Here is a 14,623-nt window from a genome sequence, read left to right as displayed (position 1 = left end):
TAAAGGAGTTGCGCTTGGCCATCAGCGGCCAGGATGTCCGTGTCACCATGTCGGCGCCGCGCTGGGTCTTGCCGTGCAGCACGATGACGAGGGGGGCAGGCTTGGTCGGCGCCGGCATCATGATGAACGTGCGCGTCACGCCATTGATGTCGATCGTGTCGGCCCGTGCGGGTGCGGCGAACTGCAGCACCGCAGCAAGAACTCCGATGCCCATCCGCCACAACATTGAGCTAGCCCACCGCCTTCGCCGCGGCGCGCCCGGCGTTGCGGCCCGAGAACAGGCAGCCGCCGAGGAACGTGCCTTCCAGTGAGCGGTAGCCGTGCACGCCGCCGCCGCCGAAGCCGGCGGCTTCGCCTACGGCGTAGAGCCCGGGAATGACCTGGCCCTCTTGTCCGAACACGCGCGAGTCCAGATCGGTCTCGAACCCGCCGAGCGTCTTGCGCGTCAGGATGTTGAGCTTGACCGCGATCAGCGGTCCATGCTCGGGATCGAGGATGCGATGGGGCGAGGCGGTGCGGATCAGCTTGTCGCCGATATAGCGGCGCGCATTGTGGATGTTCATCACCTGCGCGTCCTTGACGAAGGGATTGGCGATCTCACGGTCGCGCGCCTCGATCTGCATCCTGACATGGTCGAGCCTGAGAAGATCGCTGCCGGCGAGCTTGTTCATGGCCGGCACGAGCTCCTCGAGCTTGTCACGCACAATGAAGTCGACACCATGGCTCTTGAACGCTTCCACCGGTGCCGGCGCGCCCTTGTTGGTGGCGCGGCGCAACGTCATGCGCCAGCTTTTTCCCGTGAGATCGGGATTCTGCTCGGAGCCTGAGAGCGCAAATTCCTTCTTGATGATGCTCTGCGTCAGGATGAACCAGGAATAATCATAGCCGGTCGACGTGATGTATTCGAGCTGGCCGAGCGTGTCCGAGCCTGGAAACAGCGGCGCCGGCAGCCGTGTGCCCGTGGCGTCGAACCACATCGAGGAGGGGCCGGGCAGGATGCGGATGCCGTGATGTGGCCAGATTGGATTCCAGTTCTGGATGCCCTCGACATAATGCCACATGCGGTCGCGGTTGATCAGCCGCGCCCCGATGCCTTCCGTGATGCCGATCATGCGGCCGTCGACATGTTCGGGCACGCCGGAGATCATGAATGTTGGCGGCTCGCCGAGCCGCTTCGGCCAGTTCTGCCGCACCAGATCGTGATTGCCGCCGATGCCGCCGGAGGCGACGATCACCGCCTGTGCCTTCAGCGCGAAGTCGCCGACCACGTCGCGCGAGGAGCTCTTGCCGCGCTCGACACTGTCCGGCGCGAGGATTTTGCCGCTCACGCCGTCGACCGTGCCATTCGTGATGTTCAATGCATCGACGCGATGGCGGAACTTGAAGGCCAGCCGGCCGCTTCTCGCCGCCTCGCGCGCGCGGCGCTCGAACGGCTCGACGATGCCGGGTCCCGTGCCCCAGGTCACGTGAAAGCGCGGCACCGAATTGCCGTGCCCCATCGCGTCATAGCCGCCGCGCTCGGCCCAGCCGACCACCGGAAAGATGCGATGGCCCATCGCGCGCAGCCATGATCGCTTCTCGCCGGCCGCGAATGCCACATAGGCTTCCGCCCATCTCCGTGGCCAGTGGTCCTCGTCGCGGTCGAAGCCCGCGGTGCCGAGCCAGTCTTGCAGCGCGAGCTCGGCGGAATCCTTGATGCCGAGCCGGCGCTGCTCCGGCGAGTTGACCAGGAACAAACCGCCGAACGACCAGAACGCCTGGCCACCGATCGATTGCTCGCCCTCTTGATCGACGACCATCACGCGCTTGCCGGCATCGGCAATTTCGGTTGCAGCCACCAGCCCCGACAACCCCGCGCCGACGACAATGACGTCCGCCTGCTCAGCCATTGAGTTCCCCCCTGTAATCATCCGGATTGAAGTCAGCCGCCGTCGCTGAGATCAAGAGGAGCGACACAAGAATCCGTTAACTTGTTCCACTTTGGTGTTGGGACGGCGGGGGGATCGGCGAAGTGCAGCGCGGGCGCAACACCGGATTTGAATTTGTTTTGAGCGAGCCCACGCGCCTAGACAAAACCACGGTTAGGACGGACGTTAGCGGCGCATCACCACCTGACACACAGATTCGAATGGGACTGGGGCGGGGGACATGAAGTTTCTGACGGGGTTGCTCGCAGCGGTTCTCCTGTTCGCGGGCATGGGGGCCTCTCACGCGGTGGTTCGGATCGCCGACGACCGTGGCGGCCGCATCGGAACCTATGTCGACAGATACCAGGACCTGCGCCAGTCCGGCGAGACCGTCATCATCGACGGGCTCTGCGCCTCGGCCTGTACCATCGTCCTCGGGGCCATCCCGCGCGACCGCATCTGCGTGACCTCGCATGCGACGCTCGGCTTCCACGCCGCTTGGGATTTCGGCGTCAACGGCCGCGCCATCACCAATCCCGAAGCGACCCAGATGCTCTATGCGATGTATCCGTCGCAGGTGCGGCGCTGGATCTCGCAACGTGGCGGCCTCACCCCGCACATGATCTTCCTCAGGGGCAAGCAGCTCGAGTCGATGTACAAGCCCTGCTACATGGACGCGCAGGCCGCGACCAGCCGCCCGTCGCGCCGGGCTCTCCCGCAAGCGGGAGAACTGGAATCCGCCCGCGGGCAGCTGCTTCACTAACAAACCATCAGGACGAGCTGATCCGGGAGCTATTCTGGCCCACGCGCGGCGCTTGCCCGGGCGCGGGCCAGCGCCTATCTGAGGGGCAGGGAACCGGCGCGTATCGCCGCGATCATTGTCATGGCTCAACCACTGCAATCAGCGCATCCGGTATCGGACAATTCGCCCACTGCCGGCGGGACGCCATCCGTGCTGCTATTTGCGGGCGCGGGGCTCGGCGGACTTACGCTGCTGGCCACGCTGGCGCTGTGGTTCCACTACGGCAGCCAGGTGTTTTTTGAGGTGATCAGGGCCGGCCTGTCGGCCTGCTTCTGATCCGTACAACGGGATTCTCTCCACGATGAGCCGGACTGCCCGCCCGCTGGTGATCGCGACCGCCTTCGCCGCAAGCCTCGTCGTCGGGCTGCTCGTGATGTTCTGGGCCATGGGCGGGGTCAGCAAGGTGGCTCAGCCGGCCGCGATCGGCGGGCCGTTCGCGCTCACCGACCAGAACGGCAAGACCGTCACCGACAAGAGCCTGAAGGGCAAGCCGACCCTGATCTTCTTCGGCTACACCCATTGCCCGGACGTCTGCCCGACCTCGCTGTTCGAGATCTCGGAAGTGCTGCGGGCAATGGGCAAGGACGCCGACAAGGTGAACGCCTATTTCATCTCGGTCGATCCCGAGCGAGACACGCCGTCGACGATGAAGGACTATCTCTCGAGCTTCGATCCGCATCTGGAAGGCCTCAGCGGCGATCCGGCCGAGACCACCAAGGTGCTGACGTCCTATCGCGTCTACGCCAAGAAGGTCCCGACGAAGGACGGCGACTACACCATGGACCACACCGCGCTGATCTACCTGATGGACCGCGACGGGAGGTTCGTCGCTCCGTTCAACATGAAGCGCCCGCCTGAGGAGGCCGCGGCCGAGCTGAAGCGGTACCTCTGAGATCGCCGAACCGGCCGTAATCCCCACTCGCGTTCCCGGCGGGATGGTCTATAAGGCCCTCCGATCCCAACAAAATCCCGCTAATCTCAAACCGATGGCCCCATCGCAACAGGCGAAATCGCTCAAAACTGTCCGCCGCCTCCTGATCGGGCTGGCGGCGGTCGGTGCCTGCCTGTTGTCGGCGGCGCCCGGCGCCCTTGCGCAGGCGCCGGCCAAGCCGGCGCCTGGAGCGCCTCAAGCCGCTCCCCAGGCCGTGCCCGGCTTCTGGGATCCCCGCCGGCGGCCCGAACGGCCGGACCTGTCGCGCCTGACCGTGATCCGCTTCCTGACCGAAACCGACTATCCGCCGTTCAACTACACCGGCGCAGACGGCAATCCGGCCGGCTTCAACGTCGATCTTGCGCGCGCGCTGTGCGAGGAGATCAAGGTCACCTGCACCGTGCAGATGCGCCGTTTCGAGACGCTGATCGACGCGCTCTCCTCGAACCGCGGCGATGCCATCATCGCGTCCATGGCGGTGAGCCCGCAGCTCCGCGCGCGCGCCGATTTCACCGATCCCTATTATCGCGTGCCTGCACGCTTCGCCTCGCGCAAGGACGCGGTGATGCCGGAAATCCGTCCCGAATATCTCGAGGGCAAGAAGGTCGGCGTCATAGCGGGCTCCGCGCATGAAGCGTATCTCAAGGCGATGTTCACCGACGCCGAGCTGCACGGCTATCCCAACGACGAGGCCTTGCGCACCGCGCTTCGCCGGGGCGAGGTCGACTTCATCTTCGGCGATGCCATCTCGCTGGCGTTCTGGATCAACGGCACGGATTCCGGCGATTGCTGCGCGTTCTCCGGCGGCCCCTTCATTGAGAGCCGCTTCTTCGGCGAGGGTGTCGGCATCGCCGTGCGCAAGGGCAACGACCTGTTGCGCCAGGCGCTGAACTGGGCGCTGTTCCGCGTCTGGGAAAAAGGCCGCTACACCGATCTGTGGCTGCGGTATTTTTCGGTGAGCCCGTTTTAGCCGTCGCCCCGTCATCAGCTCCTCATCCTGAGGAGCTTGCGAAGCAAGCGTCTCGAAGGATGAAGGCCCGGCTCTCTCTCGGCCTCGCCCTTCGCGACGCGCGCGAAGAGCGCGCTCCTCAGGGTGAGGGTCTGACATCGCCCACAAAATTGCATTCTGCCCGGAAATCGCTATTTTCCGCGGCCCGGAGGCCCCTTGAATGTCCGTTATTGACCCTGCCGCCAGCCCGAGCGATCTGCGTGCGCTCGCCGAACAATCCAACGCCTGGCCGTTCGAGCAGGCGAAGGCGCTCGTCGCGCGGCTGAAGAAGAGCCCGAAGGACGAGGTGCTGTTCGAGACCGGCTACGGCCCGTCCGGCCTGCCGCATATCGGCACCTTCGGCGAGGTCGCGCGCACCTCGATGGTGCGCCATGCCTTCCGCGTGCTCACCGAGGACAAGATCAAGACGCGGCTGATCGCGTTCTCCGACGACATGGACGGGTTTCGCAAGGTCCCCGACAACGTGCCCAACAAGGAGATGCTGGCCGCGCATCTCGGCAAGCCGCTGACGCGGGTGCCGGATCCGTTCTCCAACGACTATCCGTCGTTCGGGCACCACAACAATGCCCGCCTGCGCGCCTTCCTCGACAGCTTTGGCTTCGACTACGAGTTTGCCAGCGCGACCGACTACTACAATTCGGGCCGTTTTGACGCGACGCTGCTGAAGATGCTTGCCGCCTACGACAAGGTCATGGCGATCATCCTGCCGACGCTCGGGCCGGATCGCCGCGCGACCTATTCGCCGTTCTTGCCCATCAGCAAGACCACCGGCGTCGTCTTGCAGGTGCCGATGATCCGCCGCGACGTCGCTGCCGGCACCGTCACGTATGTCGATCCCGACACCGGTGAGGAGGTCGAGACGCCTGTCACTGGCGGTCATGTGAAGTGCCAGTGGAAGGCGGATTGGGCGATGCGCTGGGTCGCGCTCGGCGTCGACTACGAGATGGCCGGCAAGGACCTGATCGACTCGGTCAAGCTCTCGGGCGCCATTGCAAGGACGCTCGGCGCCACGCCGCCCGAAGGCTTCAATTTCGAGCTGTTCCTCGACGAGAAGGGCCAGAAGATATCGAAGTCGAAGGGCAACGGCCTGACCATCGACGAATGGCTGCGCTATGCGCCGCCGGAATCGCTGTCGCTGTTCATGTATCGCGAGCCGAAGGCGGCGAAGCGGCTCTATTTCGACGTCATCCCGCGCAATGTCGACGACTATCAGCAGTTCCTCGACGGCTTTCCGCGGCAGGATGCCAAGCAACAGCTCGGCAATCCCGTCTGGCATATTCATGACGGCCATCCGCCGAAGGCCGATATGCCCGTCACCTTCCAGCTCCTCTTGACGCTGGTGTCGTCGTCGAACGCGGAGAACGCCGAGACGCTGTGGGGCTTCATCCGCCGCTACCGCCCCGGCGTGAGCCCGCAGACGCATCCGAAGCTGGACGCGATGGTCGGCTACGCCATCAACTACTATCGCGACTTCGTCGCGCCGACGAAGCAGTTCCGCGAGCCGACCGATAGCGAGCGCGCCGCATTGCAGGACCTGCGCGATGCGCTCTCGCAGTTGCCGCAGGAGGCGTCGGCCGAGGACATCCAGAACGTCGTCTACGAGATCGGCCGCCGCGAGCCGTTCCTCGATCAGGTCAAGAAGGGCAAGGATGGCCGTCCCGGCGTCACGCTGGACTGGTTCAACATGCTCTACCAGGTCCTCCTCGGCCAGGAGAAAGGCCCGCGCTTCGGCTCCTTTGTCGCAGTCTACGGCATCCAGAACGCCGTCAACATGATCGACGGCGCGCTGGCGAGGAGTGCGTAGCCGCGCATTCGATGTCATCGTCCGCCTTGTGCGCAATTGCGCACTCGAGCGGACGATCCAGTATTCCAGAGACGTTGGGGGATACGGAGAAGCTGCGGCGTACTGGATTCCCCGCTTTCGGTTTCCGCGGGGAATGACAGCGGAGCGCTCCCGCCCCCTCACTGGCTCGCCCATACGATCCTTGCGATCCACGCGACATCGGCCACCGCGACCGTGCGCTCGTCCTGCCCGGCATCGAGTGACTGCAATTCGAGCAACTTCGCCGTCCGGCGCTTCAGCGCCTTCACCAGCATCTCGCCGGCCCGGGTCTTCACGACCACGCGGTCGCCCTTGCGGATTGGCGTGCCCGGCGACACCAGGATGACGTCGCCGTCGCGATAGGGCGCGAGCGCATCGCCGGCAATCTCCAGCGCAAAGCTGTGATCGTCCTCCGCCAAGGGCAGCGCGACTTCGCTCCAGCCCTTGCCGGAGGGAAGGCCTTGCTCGTCGAAATGATCGCTTGTCGCGGCCTGCGCGAAGCCGAGCAGTGGAACCGAGCGGCCGTCGCGTGCGCCGTCGCCGATCAGCTGCACGAAGGTCTCGATCGAGGACCCGGCCGCCGCGAGCGCTTTTGCGATCGATTCGGTCGAGGGCCAGCGTTCCCGGCCGTCGGAGGTCACGCGCTTGGACTTGTTGAAGGTGGTAGGATCGAGCCCCGCCCGCTTGGCAAGCCCCGATGGCGACAGCCCGGCGCGCGCCGCAAGCCGATCCAGGGCACCCCAGATCTGCTCGTGAGTCAGCATCCTCTGCGCTTTGGCCTGTCTGATCATCCTCGATCCGGCCCGCCTAGGAAAACTAGCCTCAAATCAACCGGTTTTCCGTTTTCGGTGCAAGAGGCGGCAGGCAAGTCTTGAGTTCGAAAGTTGTGGCCTTTACGGTCGCGCCCGGGTTTTGGACCCTTGGGAGCGAAAACCCCAAGAGACTCAACGAGCAAGCACGAGCAGGACACCGCAACAGGTGGTCAAGATCTATAAAATTTGTGCCGCTTCGGCCTGGCGGGAGGCCGAGCGGCGGGGTGTGTACCAAGGCAGCGCGGATGACGCGCGCGATGGCTTCATCCATTTCTCGACCGCCGCCCAGGTTCCCGAGACCGCGCGAAAGCATTTCTTCGGGCAACGTGCGCTGTTCCTCGTCGAGGTCGACGGCGATGCGCTCGGTGACGCCCTGCGCTGGGAGCGCTCGCGCAACGACGAGCTGTTTCCGCATCTGTATGGCGAGCTCGATCTCGGCGCGGTGATCTCGATCATCAATCTCGAGATCCGCTCCGACGGCAATCACGACATTCCGGAGCTTGCCCCGTGATCCGCGCGTTCGATGCTTTCTCGCTGCCGGTCCTGCGCTGGCTCGATCCGGAGGATGCGCATCGCCTGGCGATCCAGGGCCTGCGTTTTCTGCCGCCGACCAAGCCGCGCGCCGATGATCCGAAACTGGCGGTGCGGGCCTTCGGCCTGAATTTTCCCAATCCGATCGGCATGGCGGCGGGCTTCGACAAGAGCGCGGAAGTGCCGGATGCGCTACTGCGGCTCGGCTTCGGCTTCGTCGAGATCGGCTCGGTGACGCCGCGCCCGCAGAGCGGCAATCCGCGGCCGCGGCTGCTTCGCCTGGAGCGCGATGAAGCCGTCATCAACCGCATGGGCTTCAACAATGATGGCGCGGCTATCGTGCTGCGGCGGCTCGCCGCGCGCGCGGAGAACGGCGGCATCGTCGGCGTCAATGTCGGCGCCAACAAGGACTCGCCCGATCGCGTCGCCGATTACGTCAAGCTGATCGAGACCTTCGCGCCGGTCGCGAGCTATTTCACCGTCAACGTCTCCTCGCCCAACACGCCGGGCCTGCGCAATCTCCAGGAGGGCGCGCTGCTCGACGATCTCCTCGCGCATGTGATCGACGCGCGCGAGCGGGTGCGCGAGAAGGCCGGTGACACGCCGGTGCTGCTCAAGATCGCGCCGGATCTGAGCCTCGCCCAGCTCGACGACGTCGTGCAGGTCGCCCGCGCGCGCAAGGTCGACGGCATGATCGTGTCGAACACGACGATCGCGCGGCCGAGCACGCTGCGCGAGCAGATGCGCGCCAAGGAGCAGGGCGGCCTCTCCGGCCGGCCGCTGTTTCGCTTGTCGACGCGCATGGTCGCGGAGACCTATGTGCGCGTCGAAGGCGCGTTCCCGCTGATTGGCGTCGGGGGCGTGGATTCCGGCGGCGCGGCGCTGACAAAAATCCGCGCCGGCGCGAGCCTGATCCAGCTCTATTCGTCACTGGTCTACAAGGGCCTCGGCCTCGTCGACGAGATCAAGCGCGATCTGACCTCCACACTGCTGCGCACGGGGCGCGATTCGCTGTCCGAGATCGTCGGCGCCGACGCCGCCACGCTCACGGCCGAGGATTGGCCGGGGATGTAGCTGGAGGCCCCGAAGCCCGGATCGAGCGCAGCGCAATCCGGGATCTGTCCGCGTGGTAGCAATATCCGGATTTCGCTGCGCTCCATCCGGGGTTACGGCTTTGAAAACGTCGCCTTGAACAGCGCCGGATAACGCAGGCCCTGCAGCCCGCCGCGCGCGACGTAGAAGCCGAGCAGCGCGGTCCACAGGCCGGCATTTCCGAACGCCTGCAGCGCCCACCACGTGCCCAGAAAAATTCCGAGCGAGGCCAGCATCAGATTGCGCATCTCGCGTGCCCAGGTCGCGCCGACATAAATGCCGTCGAAGCCGAAGGCGAACACGCCGGGTATGGGTGCAAGCACGATGAACGGCAGGAAGTCGCGCGCGGCGCGGCGGACGTCCTCGCTCGCCGTCATGAAATCGATCAGCACCGGGCCAAGCCGCGCGAACAGCACCGCGACCACCAGCGCGAAGCCGAGTCCCCACAGCAGCACCAGCCGGGTCGAATCGGCAAAGCCCTTGGCGTCGCGGGCGCCAAAGGTGCGGCCGCAGAGCTGCTGTGCGGCGTTGGCGAGGCCGTCGAGGAAGAAGGCGCTGACCAGCAGGAAATTGTTGAGCACGGAGTTCGCGGCCAACGTGACGTCGCCGGCCCGCGCGCCCTTGGCTGTGAAGAACAGGAACACGGCGATCAGCGCCGCGGTGCGGATCATGATGTCGGAGTTTACCGCCAGCATCCGCATCAGCTTGGTCCGGTCGAACAGGCGAGCGCGGGGAACGGCAAAGCCGCCGTCCGCACAGCGTCGGCAGACGACCACGCCCAGGATAAAGCCAATCGTCTCTGACAGCAGCGCGGCGATCGCCGCGCCGGCAATGCCGGTGTCATAGACCAGCACCAGCAGGATCGTCGCCACCATGTTGATGAGGTTGATGACGACCTGGAGCGCGAGTGCCGGATTGGCGCGGGCCTGCCCTACCAGCCAGCCGAGAATGACATAGTTGGCGAAAGCAAACGGCGACGACCAGATCCGGATCATGAAATAGGTCTTGGCGGCGCGCGTCACGCCTTCGCTGCCGCCCATGAGGTCGAACAGCACGGAGGTCAGCGGCAGCTGCAGCGCGATCAGGGCAACTCCGATCAGGCCCGCGACGATGAAGCCGCGCACCAGGATCGCGGTCAGCTCGCGAGTCTCGCCGGCGCCGAGCGCCTGCGCGGTGAAGGCGAGTGTGCTCATGCGCAAGAAGCCGAACAGCCAGAACAGGCAGTCGAAGATCACCGAGGCCATGGCGACGCCGCCGAGTAGGGCGGCATCATCGAGCCGTCCAATCGCCGTGGTCGAGACCACGCCGATCAGCGGCGTGGTGAGGTTAGCGACCATCGCGGGACCTGCGATGGCGAACACTTGCCGTGTGGTAACCTTGGGGTGGACCGGTGCGTGCATGTCAGAACACGAGCACCATGCCGTCCTCCGCCGCGAGATGCGGCACGTCGTCAAGGCGCGACAGCACGTCGTCGCTCATATGGGTGAGGACAAGCCGTTTGGCGCCGATCTCGGGCAGATGCTGTTCCAAGGTTTTCAGGCTGAGATGGTTCTTGACCACCTTCTCGTACATGTAGGCCTCGGTGATGAAAAGGTCCGCGCCATGCGCCAGCGGAATGAGCGTCTCCGTCCATTCGGTGTCGCTGCTGTAGGCGAGAACACGGTCTTCAGTCGCGATGCGATAGCCGAGAAATGGTCCGCCGGACTCGCCATGCACGACGGGATAGGGCGTCACCGTTACGCCACCGAAGCTGCGGCTCTCGCCGGGTGAGAGCGCAACGACGGACAGCTCGAAGCGAGGCTTCGTCTTCGATGAGTGCTCGAACAGCGCTTCCATCACCTGCGCGAGCCGCATCTCGATCCCCTGCGGGCCGGCAATCACCAGTGGCCGCGTCCTTTTCGAGAACTGCGCGTCGAGCAGAAAGAACGGCAGGCCGGCAAAATGATCGCCGTGGAAGTGCGTGATCAGGATCAGGTCGATCGCATCACGATCGATCTCGAGCCGCTTCAAGGCCGGCAGGGAGGAGGCACCGCAATCGATCAGGAAATTGACCTCGCGTCCGGTGACGTGGAAGCAGGTGTTGCACCTGCCGCCCGAGCCAAACGCGTCACCGCAGCCGACGAAGCGCAATTGCATCGGCTGCGCACTCCCTAAAGCATGATCCGGACCCAAAGGGCCGCGTCAGCGCAAAGTGTGAAGCGGTATTCCGACAAGATCATGCTCAAGAATGCCTTATCGGCCGCGCGGCGCGCCGAACAGACGCGACAGGAACCACACCGGGATCACGATGACGGCGCCAAGCAGGAAGTAGCGCCACAGCCAGTTGACCGCGTCGAAGCCGAGGTCCCACAGCCGCTGGAACAAGAGGCGAATGCTATGGATGATGTTCCAGGGGTCGAAGCCGATCGCGGCCAGCACGACGCCGACCAGGATCGAGAGCAGGATCAGGCGGAATGCGACCGCCAGCGGCGAGCCGCCGAGAAAGCGGTTCAGGCCATCGCTGTGGCCGGCCGGCAAATCTCTGACGTCGTTGGCCATCTAAAAACTCCTGCGGATTCGAACCCCATTATAGGGCACGGCGAGGCAGATGGGGAACCCGCGTTCCCCCGTCAATCGGCTTACCGGATTTTAATATCAGGCAAACTGCGGGCGCGCCGACCTTGGATGCCACCCGGCGCGTCGCGGGAAAGCAACAGCGGTAAGGTAAATGCGCATCTTCATGGGGGTGTGAACGCCCATCAATTCTCATCCCACTGCGTCCGCCCCATAAGAGCGCGGCGCGATGTCGATGCCGGCATCGTGCAAGTTCTGGGACCGCCGCCGGGGCCGATTGCGGGTTCTGTGCATATATGCTCGCCGGCTTTGCGCTGGCCGGCGGCGGGACCACTTTCCCCGGCTATGCCTCGGCTTCGGCCACCTCGGCCTTCAGCAGCTTTTCCAGCGCGTCCAGCCGATCGGCCTCGCGCGGCGGCTTGTCCCAGCGCAGGCGGCTGATGCGGGGAAAGCGCATGGCGACGCCGGACTTGTGCCGCGGCGAGCGCTGCAATCCTTCGAAGGCGACCTCCAGCACCAGCCCCTTGTCGGGCTCGTGCACGACATGGCGCACGGGACCGAACTTTTCCGTGGTGTTGCGGCGGACGAAGCGGTCGATCTGGAGCAGCTCCTCGTCGGTGAAGCCGAAATAGGCCTTGCCGACCGGCACCAGCTCGTCGCCGGCTTCGCCTTGGGTCCAGACGCCAAAGGTGTAGTCGGAATAATAGGACGAGCGCTTGCCGTGGCCGCGCTGCGCATACATCAAGACGGCGTCGATGATGTGGGGATCGCGCTTCCACTTCCACCACTGTCCCTTCGGCCGTCCCGGCAGATAAGGCGCATCGCGCCGCTTCAGCATCACGCCTTCGACGGCCTCGGCGTCCTCGCCGGCACCGGCGCTTGCGGGATCGGCGCGTGCGGCGGTGAGCGCGTCCCAGCTCGCGAACGCGACCGTTGGCGACAGGTCGATCCTGGTATCGCCGAGCTTCCTGATGAACGTTTCGAGATGCATGCGCCGCTCGGCAAAGGGCAGCTCGCGCAAATCGTTCTCGTCGTCGCCGAGCAGATCGTAGGCGCGCAGGTGAATTGGAAATTCCTTGATTAGCTTCGGCGACACGACCTTGCGGTTGAGCCGCTGCTGGAGGACGTTGAAGCTCTGCACGCGGCCGTCGCGCACGACCAGCAGCTCGCCGTCGATCGCGCCGGGCAGATGCAGTGACGGCACGAGGTCCGGAAAGCTCCCCGTGATGTCCTCGCCGGTGCGCGAATAGAGCCGCGCCGTGATGTGCCCACGATCGTCGCGGCCTGCGACCGCCTGCACTCGGATGCCATCCCATTTCCATTCGGCGATGTAGTCGGCAGGATCGAGGCTTTGGAAATCTGAGTCCTCGATCGCATGCGCCAGCATCACCGGGCGGAATGGCGCGGGATCGCGGTTGACGGGTTTTTCGGCGCGGCCCTCGAGCCAGGCGAACAGATCGAGATAGGGCGGGGCGAGGCCGGGCCAGATCAGCTCGATCTCATGCGGGTCCTTGTCACCGAGTGCGGCAGCCGCGGTTTTTGCCAGACGCGCGGAGATGCCGATGCGAAGCGCGCCGGTGACGAGTTTTAACAGCGCCCAACGGCCGGTCTCGTCGAGCTCGTCGAGCCAGCGCGCAAGCTGGCCCGGCAGCTCGGTCTTGCCGAGCGTGCGCAGCGTGGTGACCACGTCGGTGAGGGTTGGTGGCGGCGGGTTGTTGTGACCAGCCAGTTCGCTCTTGGGCCACATCAGCGCGACCGTCTCCGAGAGATCGCCGACGTAATCATACGACAGCCCGAACAGCACCTCGTCCGTGCGCGCCGCAATCAGGTCGCGGATCAATCCCGGCTTGGCGTGCTTGAAGCTCAGCGCGCCGGTCAGCGCGGCCAGCGCATAGCCGCGGTCGGGGTCGCCGACCTCGCGAAAATAGCCGGTGATCAGCCGCAGCTTGTTGTTGCGGCCGGGCTCGTAGGCGAGGCGGTCCAGCAATTCGGCGAAGCGGTTCATGCCTCGGCCTCGCTTGCAATCGGCGTCTCGGTCTCCTCCTCATCGCCATAGCCGACGAGATCGAGCGGCCGCGCCCGCAATCCTTTGCTCTTGCACCAATGCACCAGCGCGTCTTCCTGGCCGTGGGTGACCCAGATCTCGCCGGCGCCGGTGGCCGCGATCGTCGCGGTGAGGCCGTCCCAATCGGCGTGGTCGGAAATCACTAGCGGCAGTTCGACGCCGCGCTGCCGCGCCCGTGCACGGACCCGCATCCAGCCCGAGGCGAAGGCGGTGACCGGATCGGGAAAGCGCCGGGTCCAGAGATCCGAGGTGGCCGACGGCGGCGCCAGCGTGATGGTGCCGGCGAGAGCCGCCTTCTTCATGCCCTTCGCCGGCCGCAGCTCGCCGAGCTCGATGCCGCGGCTCTGATAATACTGCGTGATCGTCTCCATCGCGCCATGCAGGTAGATTGGCGCGTCGTATCCGGCCCCGCGCAGCAACGCGATGACGCGCTGCGCCTTGCCGAGTGAATAGGCGCCGACGAGATGCGCGCGCTCCGGAAACAGCGCGACCGAGGCGAGCAGCCTCGCAACCTCGTCCGCCGCGTCGCCATGGCGAAACACTGGCAGCCCGAACGTTGCCTCGGTGATGAAGATATCGCAGGGCACGAGCTCGAACGGCGCGCAGGTCGGATCCGGCGCGTCCTTGTAGTCGCCGGAGGCGACGATGCAGGTGTCCTTGCAGGTCACCGCGATCTGCGCCGAGCCCAGCACATGGCCCGCGGGGTGAAACTTCACCTTGACGTCGCCGAGCCGGATTTCCTCGCCATAGCGGATCGCCTGCGTCGTGCCGGCAAAATTCTCGCCGTAGCGCAGGCGCATCATGTCCAGCGTCTCCTGCGTCGCCAGCACGGCGCCGTGGCCGGCACGCGCATGGTCGGAATGACCGTGGGTGATCACGGCGCGCTCGACGGGGCGGACAGGATCGATATGGAAACCGCCCGGCTTGCAGCACAGGCCGGCAGCAGTTGGCAACAGGATGTCTTGCGGGCGCATGGGCGTCATATGGTAGCGCGAGCCCGGAAATTCACCCGTCATGCGCGGGCTTGACCCGCGCAGCCATCTTCTTAAACACTTCCTTTTTTGATGGATTGCCGGATCAGACCCGGCAATGACGAGCC

The 14,623-nt window shown here is 65.2% G+C and carries 14 protein-coding genes and 1 pseudogene; 7 read left to right on the top strand and 8 right to left on the bottom strand.

The genetic code is table 11. The features are described from left to right. Both SO139_RS08910 and SO139_RS08905 read right to left on the bottom strand, forming a co-directional pair. A pseudogene (locus SO139_RS08910) lies at positions 1-226 on the bottom strand (alpha/beta hydrolase family esterase); the annotation flags it as partial. Positions 227-230: 4 nt separating this feature from the next. Next, positions 231-1,889, bottom strand: a complete 1,659-nt coding sequence (locus SO139_RS08905) for an FAD-binding dehydrogenase (RefSeq protein ID WP_449384483.1) — start codon at positions 1,887-1,889, stop codon at positions 231-233. Positions 1,890-2,148: 259 nt separating this feature from the next. Here SO139_RS08905 and SO139_RS08900 point away from each other — a divergent pair, with 259 nt between their 5' ends. The 5 genes from SO139_RS08900 to SO139_RS08880 all read left to right on the top strand — a co-directional run bounded on the left by SO139_RS08900 (position 2,149) and on the right by SO139_RS08880 (position 6,453). Beyond that, complete coding sequence (locus SO139_RS08900) at positions 2,149-2,670, top strand: hypothetical protein (protein WP_449384482.1); 522 nt, start codon at positions 2,149-2,151, stop codon at positions 2,668-2,670. A 120-nt stretch (positions 2,671-2,790) separates the two neighbouring features. Continuing rightward, entirely contained in the window at positions 2,791-2,985 is a 195-nt protein-coding gene (locus tag SO139_RS08895; protein WP_449384481.1) for a hypothetical protein, read from the top strand. Positions 2,986-3,010: 25 nt separating this feature from the next. Then, a complete protein-coding gene (locus SO139_RS08890) occupies positions 3,011-3,601 on the top strand; it encodes an SCO family protein (protein WP_449384480.1) in 591 nt (196 codons plus the stop codon). A 94-nt stretch (positions 3,602-3,695) separates the two neighbouring features. Next, the gene (locus tag SO139_RS08885) at positions 3,696-4,610 is read left to right on the top strand and encodes an ABC transporter substrate-binding protein (protein ID WP_449384479.1); all 915 of its coding nucleotides are present in this window, start codon (positions 3,696-3,698) and stop codon (positions 4,608-4,610) included. A 199-nt stretch (positions 4,611-4,809) separates the two neighbouring features. Further along, complete coding sequence (locus tag SO139_RS08880; protein WP_449384478.1) at positions 4,810-6,453, top strand: lysine--tRNA ligase; 1,644 nt, start codon at positions 4,810-4,812, stop codon at positions 6,451-6,453. Positions 6,454-6,611: 158 nt separating this feature from the next. Here the strand turns inward: SO139_RS08880 and SO139_RS08875 are convergent, their stop codons facing one another. Further along, positions 6,612-7,262: a S24 family peptidase gene (locus SO139_RS08875; RefSeq protein WP_449379119.1), complete on the bottom strand. Its 651-nt coding sequence runs from the start codon at positions 7,260-7,262 to the stop codon at positions 6,612-6,614. Positions 7,263-7,449: 187 nt separating this feature from the next. On the opposite strand from SO139_RS08875, the gene SO139_RS08870 reads away from it, so the two are divergent. Further along, the gene (locus SO139_RS08870; RefSeq protein WP_449379120.1) at positions 7,450-7,794 is read left to right on the top strand and encodes a DUF952 domain-containing protein; all 345 of its coding nucleotides are present in this window, start codon (positions 7,450-7,452) and stop codon (positions 7,792-7,794) included. Further along, positions 7,791-8,888, top strand: coding sequence for a quinone-dependent dihydroorotate dehydrogenase (locus SO139_RS08865; protein ID WP_449379121.1), 1,098 nt, complete (start codon positions 7,791-7,793; stop codon positions 8,886-8,888). The genes SO139_RS08870 and SO139_RS08865 overlap by 4 nt, the downstream gene beginning before the upstream one ends. A gap of 92 nt (positions 8,889-8,980) precedes the next feature. Here the strand turns inward: SO139_RS08865 and SO139_RS08860 are convergent, their stop codons facing one another. From SO139_RS08860 to SO139_RS08840, 5 genes are all read right to left on the bottom strand, one after another. Further along, on the bottom strand, positions 8,981-10,306 hold the full coding sequence (locus SO139_RS08860) for an MATE family efflux transporter (RefSeq protein WP_449379122.1): 1,326 nt from the start codon (positions 10,304-10,306) through the stop codon (positions 8,981-8,983). A gap of 1 nt (position 10,307) precedes the next feature. Then, the gene (locus tag SO139_RS08855; RefSeq protein ID WP_449379123.1) at positions 10,308-11,042 is read right to left on the bottom strand and encodes an MBL fold metallo-hydrolase; all 735 of its coding nucleotides are present in this window, start codon (positions 11,040-11,042) and stop codon (positions 10,308-10,310) included. Between the two features lie 96 nt (positions 11,043-11,138). Further along, positions 11,139-11,444: a DUF6460 domain-containing protein gene (locus tag SO139_RS08850; RefSeq protein WP_027521471.1), complete on the bottom strand. Its 306-nt coding sequence runs from the start codon at positions 11,442-11,444 to the stop codon at positions 11,139-11,141. 358 nt (positions 11,445-11,802) lie between these two features. Then, a complete protein-coding gene (locus tag SO139_RS08845; protein WP_498539951.1) occupies positions 11,803-13,464 on the bottom strand; it encodes an ATP-dependent DNA ligase in 1,662 nt (553 codons plus the stop codon). Next, positions 13,461-14,498 carry a ligase-associated DNA damage response exonuclease gene (locus SO139_RS08840; RefSeq protein WP_449379219.1) on the bottom strand — a complete coding sequence of 346 codons (1,038 nt, stop codon included), beginning with the start codon at positions 14,496-14,498 and terminating at the stop codon, positions 13,461-13,463. Before SO139_RS08840 ends, SO139_RS08845 begins: the two co-directional genes overlap by 4 nt. Positions 14,499-14,623: the final 125 nt, after the last annotated feature.

The sequence above is a fragment of the Bradyrhizobium sp. UFLA05-89 genome (genome assembly GCF_059803475.1).
This window is presented reverse-complemented; position numbering and strand designations above follow the sequence as displayed.